The organism is Prochlorococcus marinus subsp. marinus str. CCMP1375, from assembly GCF_000007925.1.
Taxonomy (GTDB): domain Bacteria; phylum Cyanobacteriota; class Cyanobacteriia; order PCC-6307; family Cyanobiaceae; genus Prochlorococcus_E; species Prochlorococcus_E marinus.
This window is the reverse complement of sequence record NC_005042.1, coordinates 898,467-920,549: the sequence shown is the minus strand read 5'-3', so window position 1 is coordinate 920,549 and position 22,083 is coordinate 898,467. Positions and strand designations below refer to the sequence as shown.

22 protein-coding genes are annotated in these 22,083 nt (G+C 32.9%); 7 read left to right on the top strand and 15 right to left on the bottom strand.

Going from position 1 to position 22,083, the window contains the following annotated elements; all coding sequences use genetic code 11:
• Positions 1-278: 278 nt before the first annotated feature.
• A complete protein-coding gene (gene mfd, locus PRO_RS04925) occupies positions 279-3,791 on the bottom strand; it encodes a transcription-repair coupling factor (protein ID WP_011125152.1) in 3,513 nt (1,170 codons plus the stop codon).
• Between the two features lie 64 nt (positions 3,792-3,855).
• Entirely contained in the window at positions 3,856-4,566 is a 711-nt protein-coding gene (locus PRO_RS04920; RefSeq protein ID WP_011125151.1) for a hypothetical protein, read from the bottom strand.
• A 93-nt stretch (positions 4,567-4,659) separates the two neighbouring features.
• Between PRO_RS04920 and PRO_RS04915 the strand changes: the two genes are divergently transcribed.
• Positions 4,660-5,382 carry a DUF475 domain-containing protein gene (locus PRO_RS04915; RefSeq protein ID WP_011125150.1) on the top strand — a complete coding sequence of 241 codons (723 nt, stop codon included), beginning with the start codon at positions 4,660-4,662 and terminating at the stop codon, positions 5,380-5,382.
• Here the strand turns inward: PRO_RS04915 and fmt are convergent, their stop codons facing one another.
• The 3 genes from fmt to PRO_RS04900 are packed head-to-tail and all read right to left on the bottom strand — an operon-like array spanning position 5,383 to position 9,232.
• Positions 5,383-6,402, bottom strand: a complete 1,020-nt coding sequence (gene fmt / locus PRO_RS04910; protein ID WP_011125149.1) for a methionyl-tRNA formyltransferase — start codon at positions 6,400-6,402, stop codon at positions 5,383-5,385.
• Positions 6,399-7,778, bottom strand: a complete 1,380-nt coding sequence (locus tag PRO_RS04905) for a TldD/PmbA family protein (RefSeq protein WP_011125148.1) — start codon at positions 7,776-7,778, stop codon at positions 6,399-6,401. The genes fmt and PRO_RS04905 overlap by 4 nt, the downstream gene beginning before the upstream one ends.
• A 2-nt stretch (positions 7,779-7,780) precedes the next feature.
• Positions 7,781-9,232: a TldD/PmbA family protein gene (locus PRO_RS04900; RefSeq protein WP_011125147.1), complete on the bottom strand. Its 1,452-nt coding sequence runs from the start codon at positions 9,230-9,232 to the stop codon at positions 7,781-7,783.
• A gap of 128 nt (positions 9,233-9,360) precedes the next feature.
• On the opposite strand from PRO_RS04900, the gene PRO_RS04895 reads away from it, so the two are divergent.
• Positions 9,361-9,693, top strand: a complete 333-nt coding sequence (locus tag PRO_RS04895) for a hypothetical protein (RefSeq protein ID WP_011125146.1) — start codon at positions 9,361-9,363, stop codon at positions 9,691-9,693.
• A 22-nt stretch (positions 9,694-9,715) separates the two neighbouring features.
• Positions 9,716-10,078 (top strand): 2Fe-2S iron-sulfur cluster-binding protein, encoded by a 363-nt coding sequence (locus tag PRO_RS04890; RefSeq protein WP_011125145.1) that lies wholly within the window; start codon positions 9,716-9,718, stop codon positions 10,076-10,078.
• Positions 10,079-10,084: 6 nt separating this feature from the next.
• On the opposite strand, the gene acsF is transcribed toward PRO_RS04890, so the two are convergent.
• The 8 genes from acsF to PRO_RS04850 all read right to left on the bottom strand — a co-directional run bounded on the left by acsF (position 10,085) and on the right by PRO_RS04850 (position 16,475).
• On the bottom strand, positions 10,085-11,128 hold the full coding sequence (acsF, locus tag PRO_RS04885; RefSeq protein ID WP_011125144.1) for a magnesium-protoporphyrin IX monomethyl ester (oxidative) cyclase: 1,044 nt from the start codon (positions 11,126-11,128) through the stop codon (positions 10,085-10,087).
• A gap of 143 nt (positions 11,129-11,271) precedes the next feature.
• A complete protein-coding gene (locus PRO_RS04880) occupies positions 11,272-11,739 on the bottom strand; it encodes a DUF2996 domain-containing protein (RefSeq protein ID WP_011125143.1) in 468 nt (155 codons plus the stop codon).
• A 64-nt stretch (positions 11,740-11,803) separates the two neighbouring features.
• Complete coding sequence (locus PRO_RS04875; protein WP_011125142.1) at positions 11,804-12,424, bottom strand: hypothetical protein; 621 nt, start codon at positions 12,422-12,424, stop codon at positions 11,804-11,806.
• Between the two features lie 2 nt (positions 12,425-12,426).
• The gene (locus PRO_RS04870) at positions 12,427-13,029 is read right to left on the bottom strand and encodes a flavin prenyltransferase UbiX (RefSeq protein WP_011125141.1); all 603 of its coding nucleotides are present in this window, start codon (positions 13,027-13,029) and stop codon (positions 12,427-12,429) included.
• Positions 13,030-13,039: 10 nt separating this feature from the next.
• Positions 13,040-15,346, bottom strand: coding sequence for an RNB domain-containing ribonuclease (locus PRO_RS04865; protein ID WP_011125140.1), 2,307 nt, complete (start codon positions 15,344-15,346; stop codon positions 13,040-13,042).
• Between the two features lie 130 nt (positions 15,347-15,476).
• On the bottom strand, positions 15,477-15,758 hold the full coding sequence (locus PRO_RS04860) for a TMEM165/GDT1 family protein (RefSeq protein ID WP_011125139.1): 282 nt from the start codon (positions 15,756-15,758) through the stop codon (positions 15,477-15,479).
• The gene (locus tag PRO_RS04855; RefSeq protein WP_011125138.1) at positions 15,755-16,108 is read right to left on the bottom strand and encodes a TMEM165/GDT1 family protein; all 354 of its coding nucleotides are present in this window, start codon (positions 16,106-16,108) and stop codon (positions 15,755-15,757) included. Before PRO_RS04855 ends, PRO_RS04860 begins: the two co-directional genes overlap by 4 nt.
• Before the next feature lie 7 nt (positions 16,109-16,115).
• Positions 16,116-16,475: a YkgJ family cysteine cluster protein gene (locus PRO_RS04850; protein WP_011125137.1), complete on the bottom strand. Its 360-nt coding sequence runs from the start codon at positions 16,473-16,475 to the stop codon at positions 16,116-16,118.
• Positions 16,476-16,506: 31 nt separating this feature from the next.
• Here PRO_RS04850 and psb30 point away from each other — a divergent pair, with 31 nt between their 5' ends.
• On the top strand, positions 16,507-16,674 hold the full coding sequence (psb30, locus tag PRO_RS09530; protein WP_080724826.1) for a photosystem II reaction center protein Ycf12/Psb30: 168 nt from the start codon (positions 16,507-16,509) through the stop codon (positions 16,672-16,674).
• A 41-nt stretch (positions 16,675-16,715) separates the two neighbouring features.
• Here psb30 and recJ read toward each other — a convergent pair whose 3' ends face one another.
• On the bottom strand, positions 16,716-18,596 hold the full coding sequence (gene recJ, locus PRO_RS04840) for a single-stranded-DNA-specific exonuclease RecJ (RefSeq protein WP_011125136.1): 1,881 nt from the start codon (positions 18,594-18,596) through the stop codon (positions 16,716-16,718).
• 57 nt (positions 18,597-18,653) lie between these two features.
• Here recJ and PRO_RS04835 point away from each other — a divergent pair, with 57 nt between their 5' ends.
• Positions 18,654-19,406, top strand: a complete 753-nt coding sequence (locus PRO_RS04835) for an HAD family hydrolase (protein ID WP_011125135.1) — start codon at positions 18,654-18,656, stop codon at positions 19,404-19,406.
• The gene (locus PRO_RS04830; RefSeq protein WP_052039717.1) at positions 19,403-19,741 is read left to right on the top strand and encodes a DUF565 domain-containing protein; all 339 of its coding nucleotides are present in this window, start codon (positions 19,403-19,405) and stop codon (positions 19,739-19,741) included. The genes PRO_RS04835 and PRO_RS04830 overlap by 4 nt, the downstream gene beginning before the upstream one ends.
• Before the next feature lie 11 nt (positions 19,742-19,752).
• Here PRO_RS04830 and rpmF read toward each other — a convergent pair whose 3' ends face one another.
• Positions 19,753-19,926, bottom strand: coding sequence for a 50S ribosomal protein L32 (rpmF, locus tag PRO_RS04825; RefSeq protein WP_011125133.1), 174 nt, complete (start codon positions 19,924-19,926; stop codon positions 19,753-19,755).
• A 147-nt stretch (positions 19,927-20,073) separates the two neighbouring features.
• Between rpmF and PRO_RS04820 the strand changes: the two genes are divergently transcribed.
• Entirely contained in the window at positions 20,074-21,828 is a 1,755-nt protein-coding gene (locus tag PRO_RS04820; protein ID WP_011125132.1) for an ATP-dependent metallopeptidase FtsH/Yme1/Tma family protein, read from the top strand.
• The last annotated feature ends 255 nt before the right edge of the window (positions 21,829-22,083 follow it).

Below are 22,083 nucleotides of genomic sequence, written 5' to 3'. Positions count from 1 at the left end.
ATGTAAGATTCGTTCTTCTTTCCGACTTCTCTCTTTGCTATCACTACAGTCTGCTCAACAGGCATCAACCTGTAATTAAACCACTTATGTCATTGGCATAGCAGGAGATTGGTTTTCACCTTTGATGTGTAGCTTGTGGAAATGTGGAAAACCCCATCTCTAAGCCTAGTTAATGATGATTATAGTTGTTGTATTTGATAGATCAATTACTTATATATTCTAAATATTTAGAATATTACGTAAATTATATTGATGGTTTTAATCTATTTAAATAAAGATTATGTTAATTTATCTCGTATAATATTTGTAATAGAGCTGTCTATATAAGGTAGTTGATTACTCATATTTTCAAGCCATTCTATAATTGTTTCCAAATGAGACTCCAATGGCAATATTCCTAATCCTCTTAAGGTTACTTCTGAAAAGGATTGCCCAGCTTTATATATTACTCTTCCGTGAAGGTGCCCTTCTAGACCATCCCTTAAACTACTAAAGGTAGATTCATTCATCATTGTTTCTAATACAATATTAGGTTTATTCAGTCTAATTCTGGAAAAACCGCATGCTTTTGATTTAATTTTGAGTTTCATGATTAATATTAATGCCTCTACAGGTGCTGGAAGGACTCCATATCTGTCAATCCAGATGGCTGTCAATTCAAGTAATTTATCTATTGTTGAGCATTCTGATGCTTGTTTATAGGCGGTTAATTTCTCTTCATTACTCTTAATCCAGGTGTTTGGTATAAATGCAGTAATTGGAAGATCTACCTTTGTTTCTTCCACAACAGGAATGGTTTGACCTTGTATTTCAGCTATTGATTCATGAAGTATTTCCATATAAAGATCAAAGCCAATAATTTCCATTTGCCCACTTTGTTGAATACCAATTAAATTTCCTACTCCTCTAATTTCCATGTCTCTCATAGCCAATTGATAGCCACTTCCTAATTCACTAAATTCTTGGATTGCCTTTAACCTTTGGCTTGCATTATTAGTTACTTCTTTGTCTTGAGGGAAAAATAGCCAAGCATGTGCTTGTACTCCACTTCTACCTACTCTGCCTCGTAATTGATATAACTGAGATAAACCGAATTTGTGAGCGTCCTCAATTAATATTGTATTTACTCGTGGGATGTCTAAACCACTTTCAATAATTGTTGTGCAAAGCATCAAATCTGCCTCTCCAGCATTAAAAGCAATCATTGCATTCTCAAGTTCACCTTCATTCATTTGTCCATGAGCGATAATTAGTTTAATATTCGGAACCATTTGCTTGATTTCAGTAGCTACTTCTTCTATACCTTCAATTCGTGGAACCACGTAAAATATTTGACCACCTCTTCCAATTTCTTGGCATATAGCACTTCTAATGATTTCATTTTCTTTAGAGACTAGGTGTGTTTTAATTGCTCTTCTTTGTGGTGGTGGAGTTGTAATCAAGCTCATTTCTCTAACACCGGATAAACTCATATATAAGGTTCGTGGAATTGGAGTAGCAGTAAGAGTAAGTACATCTATATTTTTTTTAAGTGATTTTATCTTCTCCTTTTGGTTAACACCAAAGCGTTGTTCTTCGTCGACTACCAATAGGCCAAGATCCTTATATTCTATATTTTTCGATAGTAATAAATGTGTACCTACTATCGCATCGATAGTTCCATTTTTAAGACTTTTTGCAATTTCCTTTTTTTCCGATGATGATTTAAATCTGTTTAATAGAGAAACTTTTATTGGATAGGGAGCAAACCTATCTGTAAGAGTCCTCCAATGTTGCTGAGCTAACACAGTTGTTGGTGCGAGTATAGCGACTTGTTTTCCTGCTGTAATTGCTTTAAATAAGGCTCTAATTGCAACTTCTGTTTTTCCAAAACCCACATCTCCACATACCAACCTATCCATAGGAAAACTTTTTTCCATATCACTTTTTATTTCTGAAACTGCTTTTATCTGATCTGGAGTAGCTTCGTAAGGAAAAGCTTCTTCTAATTCTCTCTGCCATGGGCCATCTTTTGGAAAAGAAAACCCTTGTGAATTAGATCTTTCAGCGTACAGCTTAATTAAATCTATAGCTACTCTTGAGATTGACTTTTTAGCTCTTTCTTTTGCTTTAGTCCAGGTATTGCCTCCTAATTTATTTATTCGGGGAGATTTATCACTTGAATTTCTATATCTGCCTAAGGAAGATAACTGATCTGCCGCTACACGCAAGGTCCCGTCTGAATACTGAACAAGTAGATAATCTCTACTTTCATTATTGACGATGAATTTTTCAATTTTTAGAAATTTTCCTACTCCATGGTTCCTATGAACTACGTAATCTCCACTTTTTAATTTATTTGGATTTACACTTCTACTAGATGATGATCTACGTTTTCTTATAAAACCTGTAGAAGAGACTATTTGTTGTCCAAATAATTCCTTGTCAGTTAGTAATAACACCTTCCATTGTGAAAGATCTACTCCTTCAATATCTATGTTTCCATGTAATTTTAAGGATACTGGGGTTTTAAATTCTATTAGAGAATTTATATGACTGATATCTAGGTTATTTTGAACAAACTTCGTTATGCATTCATGTTCTTCTAATAGTGCAGAAGCCCTACTTGGTTGAGCTGAGAGTAACCAAATAGAATATTTCTTTTTCTGAAATTCTCTAATTAATTCACTTATTTTACTAAATTGATTGGGATATGTAACTATTTTAGAAGAATTCAAGTGGAAGCTTTCATCTTGATTAATGGAAATACTGTCATTTGACATCTCTATTATTTTAAAATCTTCGAGTAAGCTATTTATTTGATTCTTATCATTATAATTAAGGATATTTATACTGTTATTATCTTTAAGTGTATTATCTCTCATTAACTCGTTAAACGTTATCCTTAAATGATTAATCCAATTTTCATTGTGGGATACGCATTGTTTTTTTTCATCTATACATATTAGACTATCTTTGTGTATATAATTCATCAATGTAGAATCTTTTGCTTGAGTTATTTCTAGTAATTCTTCTATCGTTCCTTCTATTTCATGCTTTATATTATTATCTTTTCTCTTTAGTTCGTTGTTGCTCAAATTATTAAATGTAATTTTATTAATACTTACTGGCGATATTCTTATGTTATTGATTTCATCTAATGAACGTTGATTTATTGGATCAAATTCTCTAATCTTATCTATATTATCACCAAATAATTCAATTCTTATTGGAAGTTCATTATTTACCGCAAAAATATCTATTATATCTCCTCTTCTGCTCCAGGTACCTTCTTGTTCTGTTGTGGTTGTTTTTTCATAACCTATTTTAATTAGATTTCTACTAAGATTATCTAAATTTAATTCATTACCTTTTATTATACTAACGCTATTCTCTAGCATTAATTCTGGTCGTGGAAGATGTGGTTGCAGAGCCCTTTCAGTACAAATGATAGCCATTGGGTCTCTATAATCATTTGCTAACAATTCACTTAGAACAGAAAGTTGAGCCCATTCAATTTCTTTAGAAATTTCAATTGATTCATAGGGTGACACCTCACTTGATGGATATAAAAGTACTTTATTCCAGCCAAGTATTTGCATAATAGAATTCCATCTGCTGGCTTCTTCTAATGTCGGTACTATTACTAATACTGGTTTATTTGATTTTAGAGCTAGAGACGATATTGTTATGGCTTTAGCTGAGGTGCTGCCTCCATTGATTGATAATTTACCTTTCTTTACTACTCTCTTTACGATCTCTTCTGTTAAGGCTGATTCTACGACATTAGTTATTAAAGATTTTAATGCCATTGAGATTTACACTTTTTACAACATTATTAGATTAAATTTAATATTATCATATTGAATGTAAAATCTAGCTCTTTAGTTCTTTCCCTAACATAGAAACGAACTTCAGCAATTCGTAGATTCCTAATTCTGATCGGCTATTTACTTTGAATTTATCTACAAAATATTCTCTAGCAGTTTCATTAGACCAGTTAAGGCTCCGTAATATATCATTCGATTCACTGATTAACTTCTCTTTTAAATAGTTTATGTTTATATTTTTCATATCCTCTCCTTTTTTCATTTTTTGAAGTAGTTCAATAAAAAATAATATATCTTCATAGGATTTTATTCTATTTCTATTTGACTGGCCAATGGTGATTTTCATAAATTCATTTTCATCTTCTTTATTCCATCCGAGCCTTTCTATTTCAATATCTATCTTAGATATCTCTTCACTCCAATCATTTGGAACCTTTTTGTCATCAACTATATCCAAATAATTATCACTTTTAATGCTTTTAGAGTCTTCCTTGGTTGATTTTCTAAACTCTATTTCCTTAGTGTAACTGTTTTGTACTGACAAGCTTTTTTCTGCTTCATTGCTATTAATCGATGACTGAATCTTTTGGTATTCCTTTAGCCTTGTTAGTAATTGTTGTATTGCACTTTCTTCTGCTTCATGTACATTGCTGCCCTGCCCTAGTGCACTACCTAGTTGTATCTGATTTTCTAAAGCTGTTATCCTAACTATAATCTTCTCATCATCTACGTGACACAGCTCGGAATTAATTTGCATCTTATGCTATTGCCTATCACTATTAATGGTAGCTAGATAATCTAAGCTTTTCGTTCTAATTACGTCAAATAATCACCATAAGTCAGCATTTCTATGGATACAGCCTCTTTAGATTACCTAACCCCTCTACTTAATGGAATTGACCAATGGTCAGAATTTGCGACACTTTTACCTTTTCTAGTTTTACTAGAGCTCATCCTTTCAGCTGATAATGCAGTAGCTCTTGCTTCTATTACTAAGCGATTAGATAGCATTGAATTACAACAAAAGTCTTTAAATATAGGAATAGCAATATCTTTAATTTTTCGCATTCTCTTAATACTTGCAGCTAATATTATTATTAAATATCCAATAATTCAAATTGCAGCATCTGTTTACTTAATTTCAATTGTCCTAACCAAATTTACAATAAATAATCCTACTAATGATGAATCAAGCTCCATATCAAATAACAATAAATCTTCATTTATTAAAATTACTTTTCTACTAATCGCAACAGATCTGGCTTTTTCCATCGATAGTGTAACTGCAGCAGTGGCAATTAGTGATCAAATTTTACTTGTAATCATAGGTGCTTTAATAGGTGTTATCGCATTAAGGTTTACAGCGGATTTATTTATTCGATGGTTGGACATTTTTGTTCAATTAGAGAATGCAGGATATTTTGCTGTAGCTCTAGTAGCTATAAAATTACTTTTTGAAGTCACATTTCCTAATATCGTTATACCTGAATATATATTCTATATACTATTGGGATTTGTATTCCTATGGGGTTTCTCGAAAAGAGTACCTTTAAACTCAAATGAGAATGAGTAACTATTCTCCTAATTTATTTTGACTATTAGTTAATGTTAATTGCTGTATTAATGCGTTTTGACTAGATTCCTTTTTCCCTTCTAACTTCACTTTCGTTATTAATAATGGTACATCTTTTGTTTGTACTATGATGCCTATATTTTCTATAATATCGATTATAAGGCCATTATTATTTATGATAGATTGGCTTTTTAAGATTATATCTTTATATCTAAAATCTAGGAACTCATCATACTTGTTATTAATTGGTATTGATTCTAGTACTTTCAACCTTTTAGAATTTATGTATGTATAACAATTTGGATATAAACCAAGTATTTGTTTATGTATATTATAGCCTGAGTCATTCCAGTTTATTAGATAATCTTCTTTCATGAGTAATCGAGCGTATGAATAAGTTCTATTAATATCTTCCTGTTTTGTCAGATTTAACTTACTTAATGATTGACTTTGCTCTCTTACTTTCTCTAGTATTTCTATTCCTTCTATAATTAAGTTACAAGACAAATCTTTTAGCCTTTGGCTTAGCTGTTCTGCATTTTCTAGTAGTTTTAATTTTAATTTCTTTTCTAATAGAACTGCTCCAGTATCAAGACCTTCCTCCATAGCCATTAACCCAACGCCTGTTTCACTATCTCCGCTAAGTATGCTCCATTGTATGGGTGCTGCCCCTCTCCACCTTGGCAATAGTGACGCATGAATGTTCCAGCATCCATATTTGGGAAGTTTTAGAACAGATTTTGGAAGTATTTGACCGAAAGCTACTACAACAAATATATCTGCATTGTATTGCTTTATTTTCGCTTGTATATCCTTTTCTTTTGTGATATTTACAGGAGTATAAATGGGTAGATTTTCCTCAAGGGCTTTTTGTTTAATAGGAGAAGGTAAAACCTTATTCCCTCTTCCCCTTCGTCTATCTGGCTGTGTTATTACTGCTAAAACATTGTGGTTACTTTTAAGCAACTTCTCTAGGATTGGTACGCAGAAAATAGGTGTTCCCCAAAAAATAATATTCATGCATCACCAGTTACAGCCAACTCATCTACCCAAATATGAGGACATACTCCTTGATGAGTAGATTGATTATCATCTTCTATTTGAATAATATTTTTAAGCAAATTCTTTATATCACCTGCTATGGTTGCAGATTCAATCGATATTTGCTCTCCATTTTTTACTAGCCAGCCATCAAAGGGCAGAGAAAATGATCCTTGACTAGATTTTATTCCTGCGTGCAATGCGTGTAGATTTTCAACAAGAACAAATTCCTCTTTTGTATGTTGGAATTGCAAATCAGGATACTTTGCTGTTTCTCCCTTTGTCTTATAAATAACGGGCCAATCAGGTGATACTGAAACTTTTGCTCCTATGCCCGCATGTCCTGTTGGATTACATCCGAATATTCTTGCTGTAGCCTCCGAATGAATAAGGTTTTTAAGGATGCCGGAATCAATAAGTGTTATATTTTGCGTTGGAGTTCCTTCTCCGTCAAATGTACATGCCCCAAAATTATCTTTGTGTAATCCTTCATCACTTAATGACATTATATTAGATGATATTTGTTCCCCTATAGAGTTTTTATTTGAAAGACTTATTCCATCAATTATAGATCTAGCATTATATATATTACTAAAGGATGTCAGTAGGTCTAAAAAAGCCTCAGGCTTAAAACAAATAAGATATTTGTTTGTCTTTATAGGTTGATAGTTTAAATGTCTTAATGTCTTTTCAGCTGCTTCATTTATACATTCTTCTATATTAATATCATCGGCTGCATAGGCTAGTTTAATTGATCCTGAGCTTCTTGGCTTCCTTCCTTCTTCTTCTGCTCTTGCATATAGATATAAGCTCGCTTGTGTGCTTTCCATATGCCTAAATGCTCCATCACTATTTATATAAACTCTTTCGTATTTTGATTCTGCGAATCCATTGTAAGGAATACTTTTTATTGAGTTGTGTTTATCAAGCAGTTTAGATTCCGCTTCTATTAGATATGCTAAAAGTTTTTTTACTCCTAGTGATTGACCTATTGGCCTTTGCAAATTGGGGAGTGCATTTTGTGACAATTTAGAAAAATTTGGAGATTCAAGCTTATTAGCAAATTCACTTGCTGAGAAGGCACTATTTAATGCTTTTCTAAGGCCTGCTTCCGATAGATCTGATGTACTTGTTATCCCTACAGCATTTTCTTTGTTCCAAACTCGTATTGTTATAGAACTCTTTTGAGAAGCTTTGATTTGTTTTGGCTCTCCTTTGTCGATTTGAACAGAAGTGTCTTTACCAATTGAGGCTCCCAAATCCCATTTTTTTATTTTAATTTCATTAGATAATTTTGTAAGTTTGTCCCTTAGATTTTGTTCACTTATAAGTGATTCATTATTACTCATAGTCATAGTTATCTACCTCCAACTGTTATTGAATCTACTTTTATATGTGGTTGTCCTACAGTTACATTTATATTGCCGCTAATTGAGCCGCAAAAACCAGCAGCCAGGTCAAGGTCATTAGCGCACATAGAAATTCGTGGCATAACTTCTTTTGCTTCTCCTATTAACGTGGCTCCTTTTACTGGATCTGTTAATTTCCCATTTTTAATTAAATAACCCTCTTCTACAGAAAAATTGAATTGCCCTGTTGCACCTACACTTCCTCCTCCCATGGATTTACAATATATACCATTATCAATACTTTCAATAAGCTCATTAGGATCATAAGGGCCTTTTTCTATATAAGTGTTTCGCATTCGACTTGCAGCTGCAAATGCATAGCTTTGCCTCCTACCACTACCAGTTCTGTTATGACCTGTCCGTAATTCTCCAGCTCTATCACTTAGAAATTGTTTTAAAATTCCGTTTTCTATAAGCACTGTTTTCTGTGTTTCCATGCCCTCATCATCCATGGATATTGAACCAAAGGCACCATCGGTAAGCCCTTCATCTACAGCTGTTACGGCTTTATTAGCTATTTGTTGATTTAACTTTTGTTCGAAAGGTGTTGTCCCTCTTTCAATTTGAGTGGTTTCTAATAAATGACCACATGCTTCGTGAAAAATCACACCACCAAATTTGTTTGCTAGTACTGCTGGCATTTGACCAGCACTTACATATTTCGCATACAACATTTTTTCTGCACTTTCATTAATCTCCTTAGCAGTAGCTTCAGCATCCCAATCTAGTAAGGTATTGGGTTTTCCTGCTGAACCAATTCTTCTTCCAATGCTAGAGCGATATTGCTTGTCTAATGCAAGTACATTTAAACCAATTGACTGATATAAACGTAGATCTCTGCCATAAGTACCGTCACTAGAAGCAACTATGACTTCTTGAAATGTTTTGGAATAACTTCCTCTCCTAACACTTATATGAGGACCATGTTTTTGTAGCAAACTTGTAGCTTCAAGAACTTTATTTGTACTTTCTTTAAGAGAAGGACATAGAGATAAATATCCTGATTTTGCTTTGCCATAGTCATTAATTACATTTAACCCATTAAATGAGTATTTTGATATTGAATTTCTTTCTAAACCAAGCATTCCCAAAGCTTGGTCGAGCGCAAATTTTAAACCCTGCTCTGAAAAATCATTTGTAGAAACAAATCCATCTTTATTTCCAAGAAAGACTCTAATGCCCACACCTTTCCCTATGGATGGATTAACACTTGTGACGGTATCTTGCTCTGCAAGAAAGGCAATACTGTCTATATTTTCGATGAATATCTCGACAAAATCTGCGCCTGCTGATATTCCATAAGCTAATAGTTCCTCTAGATTTCTCTTGAGATGATCGTCTATTTGGTCGGTTTTAAGAAAGTTTTCACTAAATCGTGCTTTTGTTAATGCCACTTTCACCTCTATTACACTTTCATATTACGCTTTATAAATGCCAACTGTTACTTAAGTTGAGAGACCCTTTCATTTATTCTTCTTGTTGTTATAGCTCTATTATCTTTTTAGATAATTGATAGCATTTTCTTAATATGACAGATCAGCAAAAACTCTACGTATTGCTAGCGCCCATTGGTCAGCTTTGTGGGAACGGTCAATTACGCGAAACAATATCAGAGCGAAGAAATAAAAGAGGACAAGACGTCGCTTTTTGGTATCTTTCAGCTGATCTGGTCAAGAGATTAAACATTGCATCCACAGAATTTGAGGCTGTTGTTGCAGCAGATAAGACGGCAATTGACTGGCTAAAATTGAGATTCGGAGGAGAACTATCTATTATGGATATAGATTTAGAGATATTGAAGCAAGATGCAATGGATCTGCCTCCTGCAGCGCCAATTAAGGATATAAGTATCCCTGACTAGGCTCTATCAACAATCCTTAAACATGAAATCTCATAAAATAACCGTACGATTACGGGACCAAAATAGAATAATCTCAAAGGAAATTCCCGAGGGAGAAAGCATACTTCGTAAATTTGAAGAAGATGGCGAAGTACTACCTTTTTCTTGTAGAAATGGATGTTGTACAACATGTGCTGTTCGAATACTTTCTGGCACCATCGATCAGCATGATGGTATTGGTCTCTCTAAACAGATGCAAGAAAATGGTTATGGACTCCTTTGTATTGCAAAAGTTACAGGTCCAGCAGATCTAGAAACGCAAGACGAAGATGAAGTTTATGAATTACAGTTTGGAAGATATTTAGGTTCTATAAAAAATAGGACAGGCAATCCCTTTGATATGTGATTGGTTCTAGCCATATCGTACTGCATCTGTTTTTTCCATTGGGAGAGTAAATTGCTTCAGAATTAATAAAACGAATTTACCAAGTGCCAAAGGCTTTTTAATACCATTTTGATTTCTCCATTTCTTGAATGCGTTTAATATATCTATTCTCATGCTTAGGAATTTTCCGTCCTCAAATTTGTAAACCCATGGGAATGCATTCTTTGAGGTATTGTTGGTTTGAATAATTACTTCTTCATCAAACAAAACTGGATCTATACCAAGAAGTTCATAGAATTCCCCTCTTTCGCATACCGTTAATGTGTGAGTTAGAAAAACAGTCCAGAGGAAAAATCTGCTTAGTAATTTTCCTCTAAAACCCTTAGTCATCCCAGGCCAACAGCGCATCATCAAATTTATACAATCTCCATGTCTATTTTCGTCTTGGCACCATGGTTCAAAAAAGTCAAACAAAGGTGCACAAACCTTGTCAGGATTAGCTTTTAGGTGTCTGTTGATTAATATATATCTCCAATATCCAATTTTTTCAGATAAGTATAAGGAATAAAGTACCCAGCTTAAAGGGAAGAATGTTGCTGCTCTCTTCTTTGGCAAATTTGGTAGATCTACATTGATACCCTCTGTTTTTAATGCTCTTCCAAGAAATCCAGCATGTCGGGCTTCATCTCTGGCAAGGAATGTAAAGAATTGGCCTAACTCTTGCCTGCCAGCTTTTTTAAATCTATTAGAGATTTCCTTAAAGAGTAAAAATCCAGAGAATTCTGAGACAACTGAGCGAACCAAATAACTTTCATAAACTGCTTTGTCTTCAGGAGATAGTTCGTCAAGCCTTTCAAGAGAAGCTTTTCTATCAAAATGTTTAAGGTTGTAATCAGCTTCCATTTCCTTGAACATCGCTTCAAAGTCCTTCCTGGCAATCTCAAGGTCTGTTTTTGCTGCCTTTTCGAACTCTGTTGTGTAGAAGCGAGGTGTTAAAAGATTTTCATCTAAATGTGGTGGTAGTTCATTACGTCCCAATGAAGCAGGTGCACCTGAAGTTGTAGTGGTCATTTCTTCTTCAATTCAGAAGTCAATAATAAGTCTTAAAGGCGTTTTTTTGAAAAAACTTCATGTAGCGTGTATAAAAAGACAATTTAAAAGCTAAGAATTAGCGAAAACCATAGCCTGTGTAAGGAGTTAGTGAATGTATTTGCTCAGTTATCTCCAAGCCATTTTTGCCCATTAAGTCTTTGCATGAACCTAGAGGTTAATAATTGAAGAGTTATTTTTTTCTCATCAATAAGAAAAGATTCTAAAAGAGCTGCTTCTGAGGAAGATTCTGCAAGACAAATATTTTTAGTCGATTTAATATCGTCAGAATTAAATGTAATCCAAAATCTTTTGCCATTTAATAATTCTCCATAGACAATCCAGCATTCTCCTCCGACTACAGGCCTTTGATCCTTTTTTAATATAATTGATTCTAATGAGATACCTTTAGAACTTAATGAGTTGCTTATTTCTGGAATTAGATGCTTATTTACGAATTCTTCAAAGGGCTTTTCCTCTAATTTTGGCGGTTTTTTCTTAATGAGCGACTTTTCTCCTTCTAACTGAGAGGATTTCCTTGCCTCAGGGCTTAAGGGGGGATTATTTGCTGATAGGTCTTGATTATTTTCCAAGGGATGTTTTTGGTTGATTTAAATATAGATCAGATAGTCATAGCATTATCTATGCTTATAGCAACTACCAGTTTTGGTATTCAGTAGAATTCCAATCTTCATTTGCAATTTTTACGGGGTCCTGGCTTTCTGTCTCTAAATTCTTATTATAATATTTTGACTGATCATTCCCAGGGTAATCGTTCTCCTGATCTTGATACTTTGACTGATGATATTGAGTATATTCATTTTCCTGATTCTGATATGAACTATCGGTCTTATTAGATATTATTCTGTATGGGACTGAAATTGTTGGTTGAGGGTCTCTAATTCCGCGTTCTATATAGTTAGGCTCTTCAATAGAAAAACGATCATCTTGACTATATCGATCTGATTTGTATTGATCTTCTGGATTATATTGATCTTCTGGATTATATTGATCATTTTCTAAATAAGGCCTTGACTTTTTAGTAACTTTTCTTTTTAGTGGTATATATTGTTTGCTAGAGATTAGTATATTTAATGATGATAATGTGAAACCTAGGCTTGAACCTAAAGCTAAAAGTGTTGCCATATTTTGCTCTGATGTTTCCCATATCAAAATTCTAAGCTTAGTTGTTTTATTAAAATTTAAGGTTGCTATATAAAGTGATATTAGAAAAGGTGATAAAGCTAATAGAATAAATAGTTTCTTATTGGAATTCATTTTTAGTTACCTTTCCATCTGTTGATATCTTTCATATTTAAATCAAATAAATCGTATAATCTGACAACCATAAAATCTATAACTTCTTCTAAATCCTTAGGTTTTGAATACCAGGCAGGAATACAAGGAATAATTTTAGCTCCTGCCTCACAAAGTGTTGTCATATTCCTGAGATGAATAAGGTTGAATGGACTTTCTCTAGGCGAAATAATTAACGGCCTTCCTTCTTTTAAATGAACATCTGCACACCTTTCTATTAAATTTATTGAACTACCTGAAGCTATTCTACCTATTGTTCCCATTGAGCAAGGAACAATAACCATGCCTTTAGTTCTAAAACTACCACTTGCTATTGTTGCTGAGTTATCATTCCATTTATGGCATATTATTTCCCCTTGATTGTTTTTTAATCGATTTCTCCAAAAAGTAGCTTGCTTGGCTCCTTCTGCTGGAATATTGACATTCATCTCTGACTTCCATACCTCATATGCTCCCTTACTAATAATTACATCTAATTTCTGATTGCACCTAAGCAGAAGATCTATAGACCTCTCGGCTAGAATTTGAGCAGAGGCTCCTGTAATTGCTAATACTATTGAAGACATATGCTTTTATTTACTTTGTATGATTGGTAGTAACAGTTTGAGAGGATTCTATTTCTGAATTGCCATCTTCAATTTTTACATTCAAATCTATTTGGTTGCGAAGTAAATCAACTTTTTCAATACTTACATTAACCTTATCTCCAATCTGGAAGGTTTTCTTATTCTTCCTTCCTATTAATAGATTTTGCCTTGACCTGTATTCATACCAGTCATCTTCTAATGTACTTACATGAACAAGTCCTTCTGACATTGAAGGATCTATCTCTACAAAAAAACCATAGCTCTGAACGCCAGTTATAGTTCCTTGTATTATTTTACCTATACTCTTTTCTACTGATCTTAATTGAATCATTGAAATCAATCCATTCCTAAATGACTTAGTTTGTTTTTTCTTGGTATTTAATGTCCTAAGGTTTGTTTTGCTACAAACCTTAGCTAAGTATTCCTTAGCATTTATATCAAAGATTTCCCAGTTATTGTCTTGGTTAATATTAATTGAACCAAGAGATTGGTCGCTACCTTTTCTTTTACTTTTATATGATTTACCTTCATTAAGAAGCTTTAAAAGAATGAATTGGTTAATCACATCAGCATAATTCATTCCAGGAGATGACCATGGTGCCTCAATATCTGCACTGATTAAATTAGTTGAATCTTCTTTAGATAAACCTAAATCATCTGAATTACTAGTTGGTATTGAATAATATTTATCTAAAATAGTATTGCTAATTATTTTCTCTATTAACCTTTTATTAGGAGATTCCTTAAGGCTGAGAATAAGATCTTTAAAACTAATAATGCCTTCTTCATTAACATTTATTTTCGTATCTAATACTAATGCAGATTTGATTACGTCATTTAATTGTATATTATCTGGTTGTTTAAATTTAAGTGCTATAAAACTAATGTTATAAGAAATAAAATGATCTTTTAATATGATATTTGCATACTTTGTAAAGACTGAGATAATAGATTGTGGATCTTTGTCTTTATAAGTGTCAGACCATCCATTAAATTCTCCCCCTGGAACAGTTTTATCTAAATCTTCTAAATTTTCTATTACAGGAACAGGTAAATCTAATTGAATTAATCCTGCCTTGATCAAATTCTCATTTATTATTTTGGAGATATATAATAGGTCCTCAATATTATTTATATAATCTTTTAATAACTTTAAACTAGCAGGTACAATACGTGATCTTTTCTTTCTCTTGAGAATATCATCTAAATTCTTTTGTGAGACCTTAGCTACTGGCTTTATAGTACTTAAATAAAATTCCCAGGATTGACATTTTCCATTTTTATCTATAAATAGTTCTAATGTTATTGCAGAGTTTGATTTGCCAATTTCGAATCCAGCTTCTTTATTAAGCTTATCGCCTAAAAAACATTGCCATTCTTCACCAAAACAAATTGAATTCGATCTATTTCTGATCCATTCGTCTAACTTGCTACCGTAATTTAATCTTTCACCAATAGTAGGTATATGAATCCACAATGTCATGCCTCCATTACTTGGCTCGGAATATAGTGCTGGAAGTAATGGGCAATTCTTAGAAGACCAGCTCTTAAAAAGTATGCAAGGTTGACTTTCTAGGTTATTTCTGTTCTTCTGCAAAGGTTTCTTTAACGCTACATTAGGTGCTACAGAACTATCTAATAAGTTGTATTTTGTTTTAATAATCTCCAAGTCTCCTTCTGGGCCGTTATTTAAACTTAATTTCCTAACTATTTCTCCAGTTGCTGGTAATTGACCAATAGGATATCTGTTAATTTTTATATCTACAATATTTATTTTTTCATCTTTATCAATAAATCTACTATTTTCTAATGGTAAATTTATAGAAGATAAAATCCTTTCATCTAATGGCTTTCCTATAATTTCATTGTTATTTTCATTGATTGTTCCTAAGATATTTGTTTTGGTTCTCTCTAATATGCATAATACTTCACCTTCTGGTGATCTTCTGCGTATACCTTCTCTGCTTATTCGTACTAATACTTTATCGCCATGCCATGCATGATTTAGGAATTTCTCTCTTATATAAATATCTTCTTCTCCATCTTCTCTAACTGCAAAGCAATATCCTTTACTGCTGCATCTGATTGTCGCAGGAATTGTATTTTCAATGTTTCCTTTTTGAATATGATGGTCATTCTTTTGCTCTATTATTCCTAGTTTTGCTAGAGCTTTTATGGCAATTTCAAGTCTTGTGCGTTCTATCTTGCGAGATAATTTCAGCATCTTTTCAAGAGTCTTAATTTCTAGACTCCCTTCTTGGGGTAGCAGTTCTAGTATTTTGGCTACCGTAAACATAATTAGGAAATCCTGTACTCTTAATTGAATTTATTAAGTACAGTTGCTTAAAATTATATTCTAAGACACTAGATTTTTTAATTTCTCACCTATTTCGTTTTAGTCAAGCCTCAACCTTGGAGTTGTCCTCTTAAGTAGTTTCTTTGGTTGATATGAGAAGGCTTAGGCCTATTATGAAAAACCCTATAGAAGCAGTTATTTGCAATATATAAGTAGGAATGACGTTCGATATTGAACCTCCTAAAGCCACTCCAAGAAAACTTGCTAAAACTAGTGCGCTTGATGAGCCAATAAATACAGCTAATGGTCTTTTGCTAGTCCCACTAATTGCCAAAGTCGCTATTTGAGTTTTATCTCCTAATTCCGCTAGGAATATAGTCAAGAAGGTAGAGATAAAGATTGCAGATATCATTTTAGTATATTAGTAAGAATATTATTGCCTTCTATTATTTCAAATAGCATAAATAAGCTTATTGTAATCATTAGAAATCCGGCAACTGTGTTTAGGGTTCTTGGATTGATCCTTTTAGACAATACAGATCCTATTGCAACTCCCATAAGACTTGATAATATTAGAGCTGTAGCCGCTGCTATAAATACAATAAATGGTCGTCCAGTCTCAGCTGATAACATGAATGTAGCTATTTGTGTCTTGTCTCCAAGTTCAGCTAGAAATACTGCTGTAAATGTGGTTACTAACGTTTGGTAAAAACCGTTTTCTGAGTTTTCCTTGGTAATATTTAGTAAATCCTTTGCAGTCATAATAATATTATTTTACTTGTTTAATATTAGAAATAAACCTTTTCATCTCTCTGCTTCTTGCTCCATGGATATGTTTTATTTGTTCTTTACAGCACTTAATTGCAAAAGACTCGGTGTTTGACTCTGAGATTTTGAAAGTTGTACATAAATTTTTTACATCGCAAAAGCTAGGCCTAGTTTTGTAAACAGTACATTTTCTCCGTGCCTTGTCGTAGAACTTACACCATCCATCTATACCAACAAGTGATAAGTACAATTCTTGCTCTTCATTATTTAGTACCTCCATCGCTTCGGTTCTACTTTCAGGGGAGAGCTTGCAACATGCCCCACACTGCTCTATACAACTCCATTTTAAAGGTCTAGCCATGGCTAATCAATAAATTAAATTTTATCTGTAGATGACAGAGAAATTACAAAAAATACATTTCATCTTAATTGATCCATCTGAGATTTATAATACAAAAACAAATTTCGTACGTAAAATGGGCAACCTTCTTCCTCTTGTAGCAGTAGCTCTCGCTGGGCCAGCCATTATTGCTTTAGTCTTTTATAGAAGAGGAGCTTAAGTAAGTTAAGTACTCAATAGAAAAGCAATTCACTATATTATTTAGAGTTTGATCCCAAGGACAGTCATTGCCTCCTTTATGATGACTATTGTGTAGGGATGCAAATCCTTAATACAATCGATGAATTTACTTTTTGATTGAATATCACAAAGAATCTTTTGATTATCCTTGTTATAAATACTGATTGTTTTATTTACATTTTCCTCACAAGAATATATCCTTTGATTTAATCTAAATTTCTTAATTTTAAAATCAGGGACAAAGTCAACTATGTTTAAACAAACTATATCTTTATCTTGCTTAGTTGAAATATCAATATTAAAGGCTATATTTATTGTTTTGGGCAAATTAATATCTTTTTTAGAGAATTCCCATTTGATTGCATCAAAGCTAATATCTGCATTCTTAAGGCTAATTCTTAACTCTCCAAAATATCCAATTCTATATTTAGTTACTTCACATGAGTTAGTCCAAAATAATGGCTTTTGATTACCAATACCAAAAGGCTCTAGTTTCTTCAGATCACCTAATAATTCATCATTAATTTGTGAGAAATCTATACGTGCTTCTGGCGAGATTTTGGCTACTTCGTTTTGGCTCAACCAGGTTTCAGCTATTGAATTTAGTTTTTTTTCGAGCGCCATTAGATTAGAAGCTTTGACAGTAAAACCAGCTGCAGCAGCATGACCTCCATATTTCTCTAACAAATCTGAGCATTTCCCAAGTGCTTCAGTGACATGAAAGTTTTTTGGTGATCTAACTGATGCCCTTAATAGCCCTTCTCCTTCACTTGAAAGGATAGCTGTAGGCCTTAAATATTTATTCATAATTCTTGAAGCGACTATGCCTATTACCCCATGATTCCAATGACCTTGAGCAAGTAAAATAAAAGAATCTATTTGGGCATCTTTCTTTTCAAGAATATTCAAGGCTTCTTTTTCTACAATTAAGCAAAGTTTTTTCCTAAGCCTATTAATCTCCTCACACCTATTTGCCATGTGATCAACCTTTGATTGATCTTTTTCTATTAACAAATCAAGAATCAATTTTGGGTCATCGATTCGTCCTATTGAATTAATTCGGGGAGCTATTTTGAAGCTAATGTCATTAGTTTTTATTTGCAGATTATTTAGTTTGCTATTTTTGTAGATTGCTTGTAAACCTAAACTTGTTGAATCCTTAAGTTTATATATCCAATGTTTTAACCAATATCTATTAGCACCTTCTAATTTAGACATATCAGCAATCGTTCCTATACATAATAAGTCTTTCGATAAATTTAGAATTTCTTCCTTATTTAACTTTTTTGCTATATCTTCAGCCAGTATATACGTAACACCTACTCCTGCAATTGATCTGTAAGGTGATTTCTCAGGTGTAGTCTCAGGATGTATCAGAGCAAATGCGTCATTAAGTTGATGATTTATTTTGTGGTGATCTGTAACTATGACATCTATACCAAGACTTTTGGCGTACTTAAGTTCTTCTATTGCTGATACACCATTATCTACTGTAATTAGTAAATTTATATTTAAGGCTACTATCTTATCTATTATAGCTTTATTTAGTCCATAACCATCATCTTGCCTAGAAGGAATCAACGGTATAGGTTTTGCATTTAATTTAGTTAGTACATCTATAAGTAATGCTGTACTTGTCATTCCATCAGCATCGTAATCACCACAAATTGCTATTTCTTCATGATTTTTTATCGCACTTATTACTCGCTCTGAAGCTATGTTTAGAAATGGAAAATGGAAGAGAGCGTTTGGTGGTTTGCTTGGCTCAATAAAGTTCTGAATATCTGACTTGCTCTGAAAACCTCTGCGGTAAAGTATCTCTTTTATAATTGTTCCTAAATAATCATATTCTATAGAGTGAAAATCTATATGTTTTGGTATTTCCCAGGTAAGGTTTGACAATATTATTTCCTGTTAAGATAAAATAATTTTAGTAGAATTATATAAAATCATTTACTAATGGAAGCCTTAAATACCGTTTTTTGGGATCTTGATGGAACAATAGCCAATACAGAGATGTCTGGCCATAGGATAGCATTCAATTTAGCATTCTCAGAATATTCATTAATGTGGAACTGGGATGAAGAGCTATATATAAGGCTATTATCGATAGGAGGAGGTCTTAGCAGAATAATTAAATATTTTGAAGAAATTAATACATATTTATCCCTTGAACAGGCTAAGCTAATACATAAAAGAAAACAATTTCACTATAATTCATTAGTAAGTGCTGGTAAATTAGATTTACGAATAGGAGTTAGTCGATTAATAAATGAACTCTATTCTAAAAATGTTAAGCAATGGATTGTTACGACATCAAGCATTTTAGCTGTCAATGCAATACTTAATAGATATTTTCCAAATCATAAACTCTTATTTTCCGGAATTATTTCTGGAGAAGATGTTAATTGCCATAAACCTGACTCTGAAGCTTATGATTTGGCATTAAAAAGAAGTAATTCCTTGCCACAAAATTCATTAGCTATAGAGGACTCTATAATTGGTTGTCAGGCTGCTAAATCAGCTCAATTAAAGTGTATTATGACATTATCCCCTTGGATAAAGTCCGCCCCTAGATCAACTCCACATGCTGATTTAGTGGTAGATCACCTTGGAGACAATCACATGTCATCCAAAATATTTTATGGACATACTAAAGAATCTATGATTAATTATTCTTGTCTTTACTCCATACTTAATGGCAAAATATGATGAAGATCTATAATACAAACTACAATTCCTTTATTAAATATATAACAGGATTTATTTCAAAAGCATTATTTGGTCCCTGGAAAGTTAGGTCGATAGGATTAATATCATTACTTGTTGGTTATTATTTAGCGTCAATATTAACAACCTACTTTTTAGTTTTATTTACACAAAGATCTTTAGTAGTTATTCCACTAGTTATTTTAGTTGAAATTTCTGTCAGATTAAGAAGGGCTCTATTAAATAATCAAAAAGAATCTTATTTATTGATTTTAGATAACATTAGAATTGGTATCACCTATGCAGTTGTACTAGAAGCATTCAAACTTGGTTCATAATTCCTTTATATCTATTCCTCACTATCCTCTTCTTGAATGGGGTATACAAAGCCCTGGGCTCGGCCACTTAAGATTGATTTGCCTAGAGAAAGAGCCTTTTGAGCTGCATCCCCAGCTTTAGCCTTCCAGACAGCATGTCTTTGATTCCGTTTGCCTTTAGAAGTCTTTTTCTTTGGAACTGCCATTAAAAAATCTTTTTGTATTTTTATTATCGTGCTTTATTAGCCATTTCGTCAAATTGTAGTTATTTTGCAGATAACTATTTATACTATGGATTTTTATTATTTTCATTAAGTTAATAATGAGAAAACCACAAGCTTATTCAATTCACCGTGGCCTCAAGCTTTATATCAGAGAATAATTCTAAGACTCCTAGCTATAGCCAGCTTCTTAACGATATTCAAACCGGAGAGGTTCAATCGTTAGTTCTTATCCCAGCACGAAGACAAGTTAAAGCTATTTATAAAAATGGAGAATCATTTATAGTTTCAATCTTTCCTAATGATCAATTAATATTACGTACCGCTGAGCTTTCAGCGACAGATCTGGTTGTAAAGGATATTTCATCAGAAGAAGCAGCAGCATCAATAACTGCCTCAATTTCAACTTTTATCATATTTCTTATTTTCTGTAGTTTTATATTAAAAAAATCACTAGGTTTGCTTGGAAAAAATCTTTCCTTTTTTGCAGGGAATACAAAAATAAATGACCCATCAAGTATAGATACTAAATTTCAAGATGTAGCTGGAATACCAGAAGCAGTAGATGAAGTAAGAGAAATCGTTTCCTTTTTGTCTAATCCAGAGATATATACCAAAATGGGCGCAAGATTACCTAAAGGTTTTCTTTTAGTTGGCCCTCCTGGAACTGGCAAAACTCTTTTAGCTAAAGCAATAGCAGGAGAAGCAAATGTCCCTTTCATTTCAACTACTGCTTCCGAATTTGTTGAACTATTTGTAGGAATAGGGGCAACAAGAGTTAGAAGTGTTTTTGCACAGGCGAAGGAGAAAAAGCCCTGCATCATTTTTATAGATGAAATTGATGCAATTGGAAGACAAAGGGGAATAGGCCTTGGAGGAGGTAATGACGAAAGAGAACAAACCTTAAATCAATTACTCACAGAAATGGATGGATTCACAGATAATTCTGGAATTATTGTTATAGCAGCTACTAATAGGGCAGATATTCTGGACCAAGCCTTAATAAGACCAGGACGATTTGATCGAGTGATTAATGTCAATCTTCCAGACAGGAAAGGTAGATTGCAAATACTGTCGATACATTCACTGTCCAAACCTTTATCAGAAGAGGTTGATTTAAATGATTGGGCTAATAAGACAGTGGGTTTTTCTGGAGCCGAACTTTGTAATTTATTAAATGAAGCAGCTATTATTGCGGCAAGAGATAATCAATCCTCAATCGGAACAAGACAATTAAACAAATCCATAGATAAAATTACAATTGGACAACTTACAAATCATGGTAATAGCTATATTCACCAAAAAATAATTGCTTACAATGAAGCTGGTAAAGCATTATTGGCCTACTTAACAAAATGTACAGATAAGGTAGATAAAATAACTATTCTAAGAAGACCAAATGATATAGGAGGTTTTACGCGGTTAATTCCATCAGATGAAAATCTTGACAGTGGTATAGCTCATAAAAAATATTTATTTTCAAAGCTAATTGTAGCCCTAGGAGGAAGGGCTATGGAAACAATTGTTTTTGGCGAATCGGAATTAACACAGATTTCATGTAATAATTTAAAACAAGCAACTATTATTGCTCGTGAAATGGTTATGCAATATGGCTTCTCAAGCCTTGGCTTGATATCAATTCCTACCAATAGTGTTCCTAATTATTTGGGAAGGGAGTTATTACGATCGAAGTCTATTTATGCTAATAAAACAACAAAGGCTATTGACGGACAAGTAAGACTTTTACTTAAAAGAGCTATGTCAATAGCTTTAGAAAAACTTAATCCTCAAAGGAAAGTTGCAGATCAAATTGTCAATGAGTTGATTTATGAGGAGTCTATATCCTCTAAGAGATTTAACGAAATTCTTTCAGATAATGGCCTATAATTGATGAAATTTATAATTGAAAAAATAATAAATAAAAGACTTCGGGGACCTAGAGCATTATTTCATTTAGGTTCATTTATCATATTTTTTATTGTAGGTAGACTATTATTAGAATTAAATCTACTTGATACATATCAATCAAATATAATAACAAGTTATAGTATTATTTATCAATTATTATCTTATTTTGCAGCTCTTATTCCGGTTTACATGGCTATTGAATGGCTTAGAAGTTGGAATGAAATTTGTATACCA

Excerpts from the sequence above, each read along its gene's own strand:
- PRO_RS04830 (WP_052039717.1), top strand. The coding sequence starts at position 19,403 with ATGATGAAGATCTATAATACAAACTACAATTCCTTTATTAAATATATA.
- PRO_RS04895 (WP_011125146.1), top strand. The coding sequence starts at position 9,361 with ATGACAGATCAGCAAAAACTCTACGTATTGCTAGCGCCCATTGGTCAG.
- mfd (WP_011125152.1), bottom strand. The coding sequence starts at position 3,791 with ATGGCATTAAAATCTTTAATAACTAATGTCGTAGAATCAGCCTTAACA.
- PRO_RS04920 (WP_011125151.1), bottom strand. The coding sequence starts at position 4,566 with ATGCAAATTAATTCCGAGCTGTGTCACGTAGATGATGAGAAGATTATA.
- fmt (WP_011125149.1), bottom strand. The coding sequence starts at position 6,402 with ATGAATATTATTTTTTGGGGAACACCTATTTTCTGCGTACCAATCCTA.
- PRO_RS04835 (WP_011125135.1), top strand. The coding sequence starts at position 18,654 with ATGGAAGCCTTAAATACCGTTTTTTGGGATCTTGATGGAACAATAGCC.
- rpmF (WP_011125133.1), bottom strand. The coding sequence starts at position 19,926 with ATGGCAGTTCCAAAGAAAAAGACTTCTAAAGGCAAACGGAATCAAAGA.
- psb30 (WP_080724826.1), top strand. The coding sequence starts at position 16,507 with ATGACAGAGAAATTACAAAAAATACATTTCATCTTAATTGATCCATCT.
- PRO_RS04905 (WP_011125148.1), bottom strand. The coding sequence starts at position 7,778 with ATGACTATGAGTAATAATGAATCACTTATAAGTGAACAAAATCTAAGG.
- PRO_RS04860 (WP_011125139.1), bottom strand. The coding sequence starts at position 15,758 with ATGATATCTGCAATCTTTATCTCTACCTTCTTGACTATATTCCTAGCG.
- PRO_RS04850 (WP_011125137.1), bottom strand. The coding sequence starts at position 16,475 with ATGGCTAGACCTTTAAAATGGAGTTGTATAGAGCAGTGTGGGGCATGT.
- PRO_RS04890 (WP_011125145.1), top strand. The coding sequence starts at position 9,716 with ATGAAATCTCATAAAATAACCGTACGATTACGGGACCAAAATAGAATA.
- PRO_RS04870 (WP_011125141.1), bottom strand. The coding sequence starts at position 13,029 with ATGTCTTCAATAGTATTAGCAATTACAGGAGCCTCTGCTCAAATTCTA.
- PRO_RS04915 (WP_011125150.1), top strand. The coding sequence starts at position 4,660 with ATGGATACAGCCTCTTTAGATTACCTAACCCCTCTACTTAATGGAATT.
- PRO_RS04875 (WP_011125142.1), bottom strand. The coding sequence starts at position 12,424 with ATGAATTCCAATAAGAAACTATTTATTCTATTAGCTTTATCACCTTTT.
- acsF (WP_011125144.1), bottom strand. The coding sequence starts at position 11,128 with ATGACCACTACAACTTCAGGTGCACCTGCTTCATTGGGACGTAATGAA.
- PRO_RS04865 (WP_011125140.1), bottom strand. The coding sequence starts at position 15,346 with ATGTTTACGGTAGCCAAAATACTAGAACTGCTACCCCAAGAAGGGAGT.
- PRO_RS04855 (WP_011125138.1), bottom strand. The coding sequence starts at position 16,108 with ATGACTGCAAAGGATTTACTAAATATTACCAAGGAAAACTCAGAAAAC.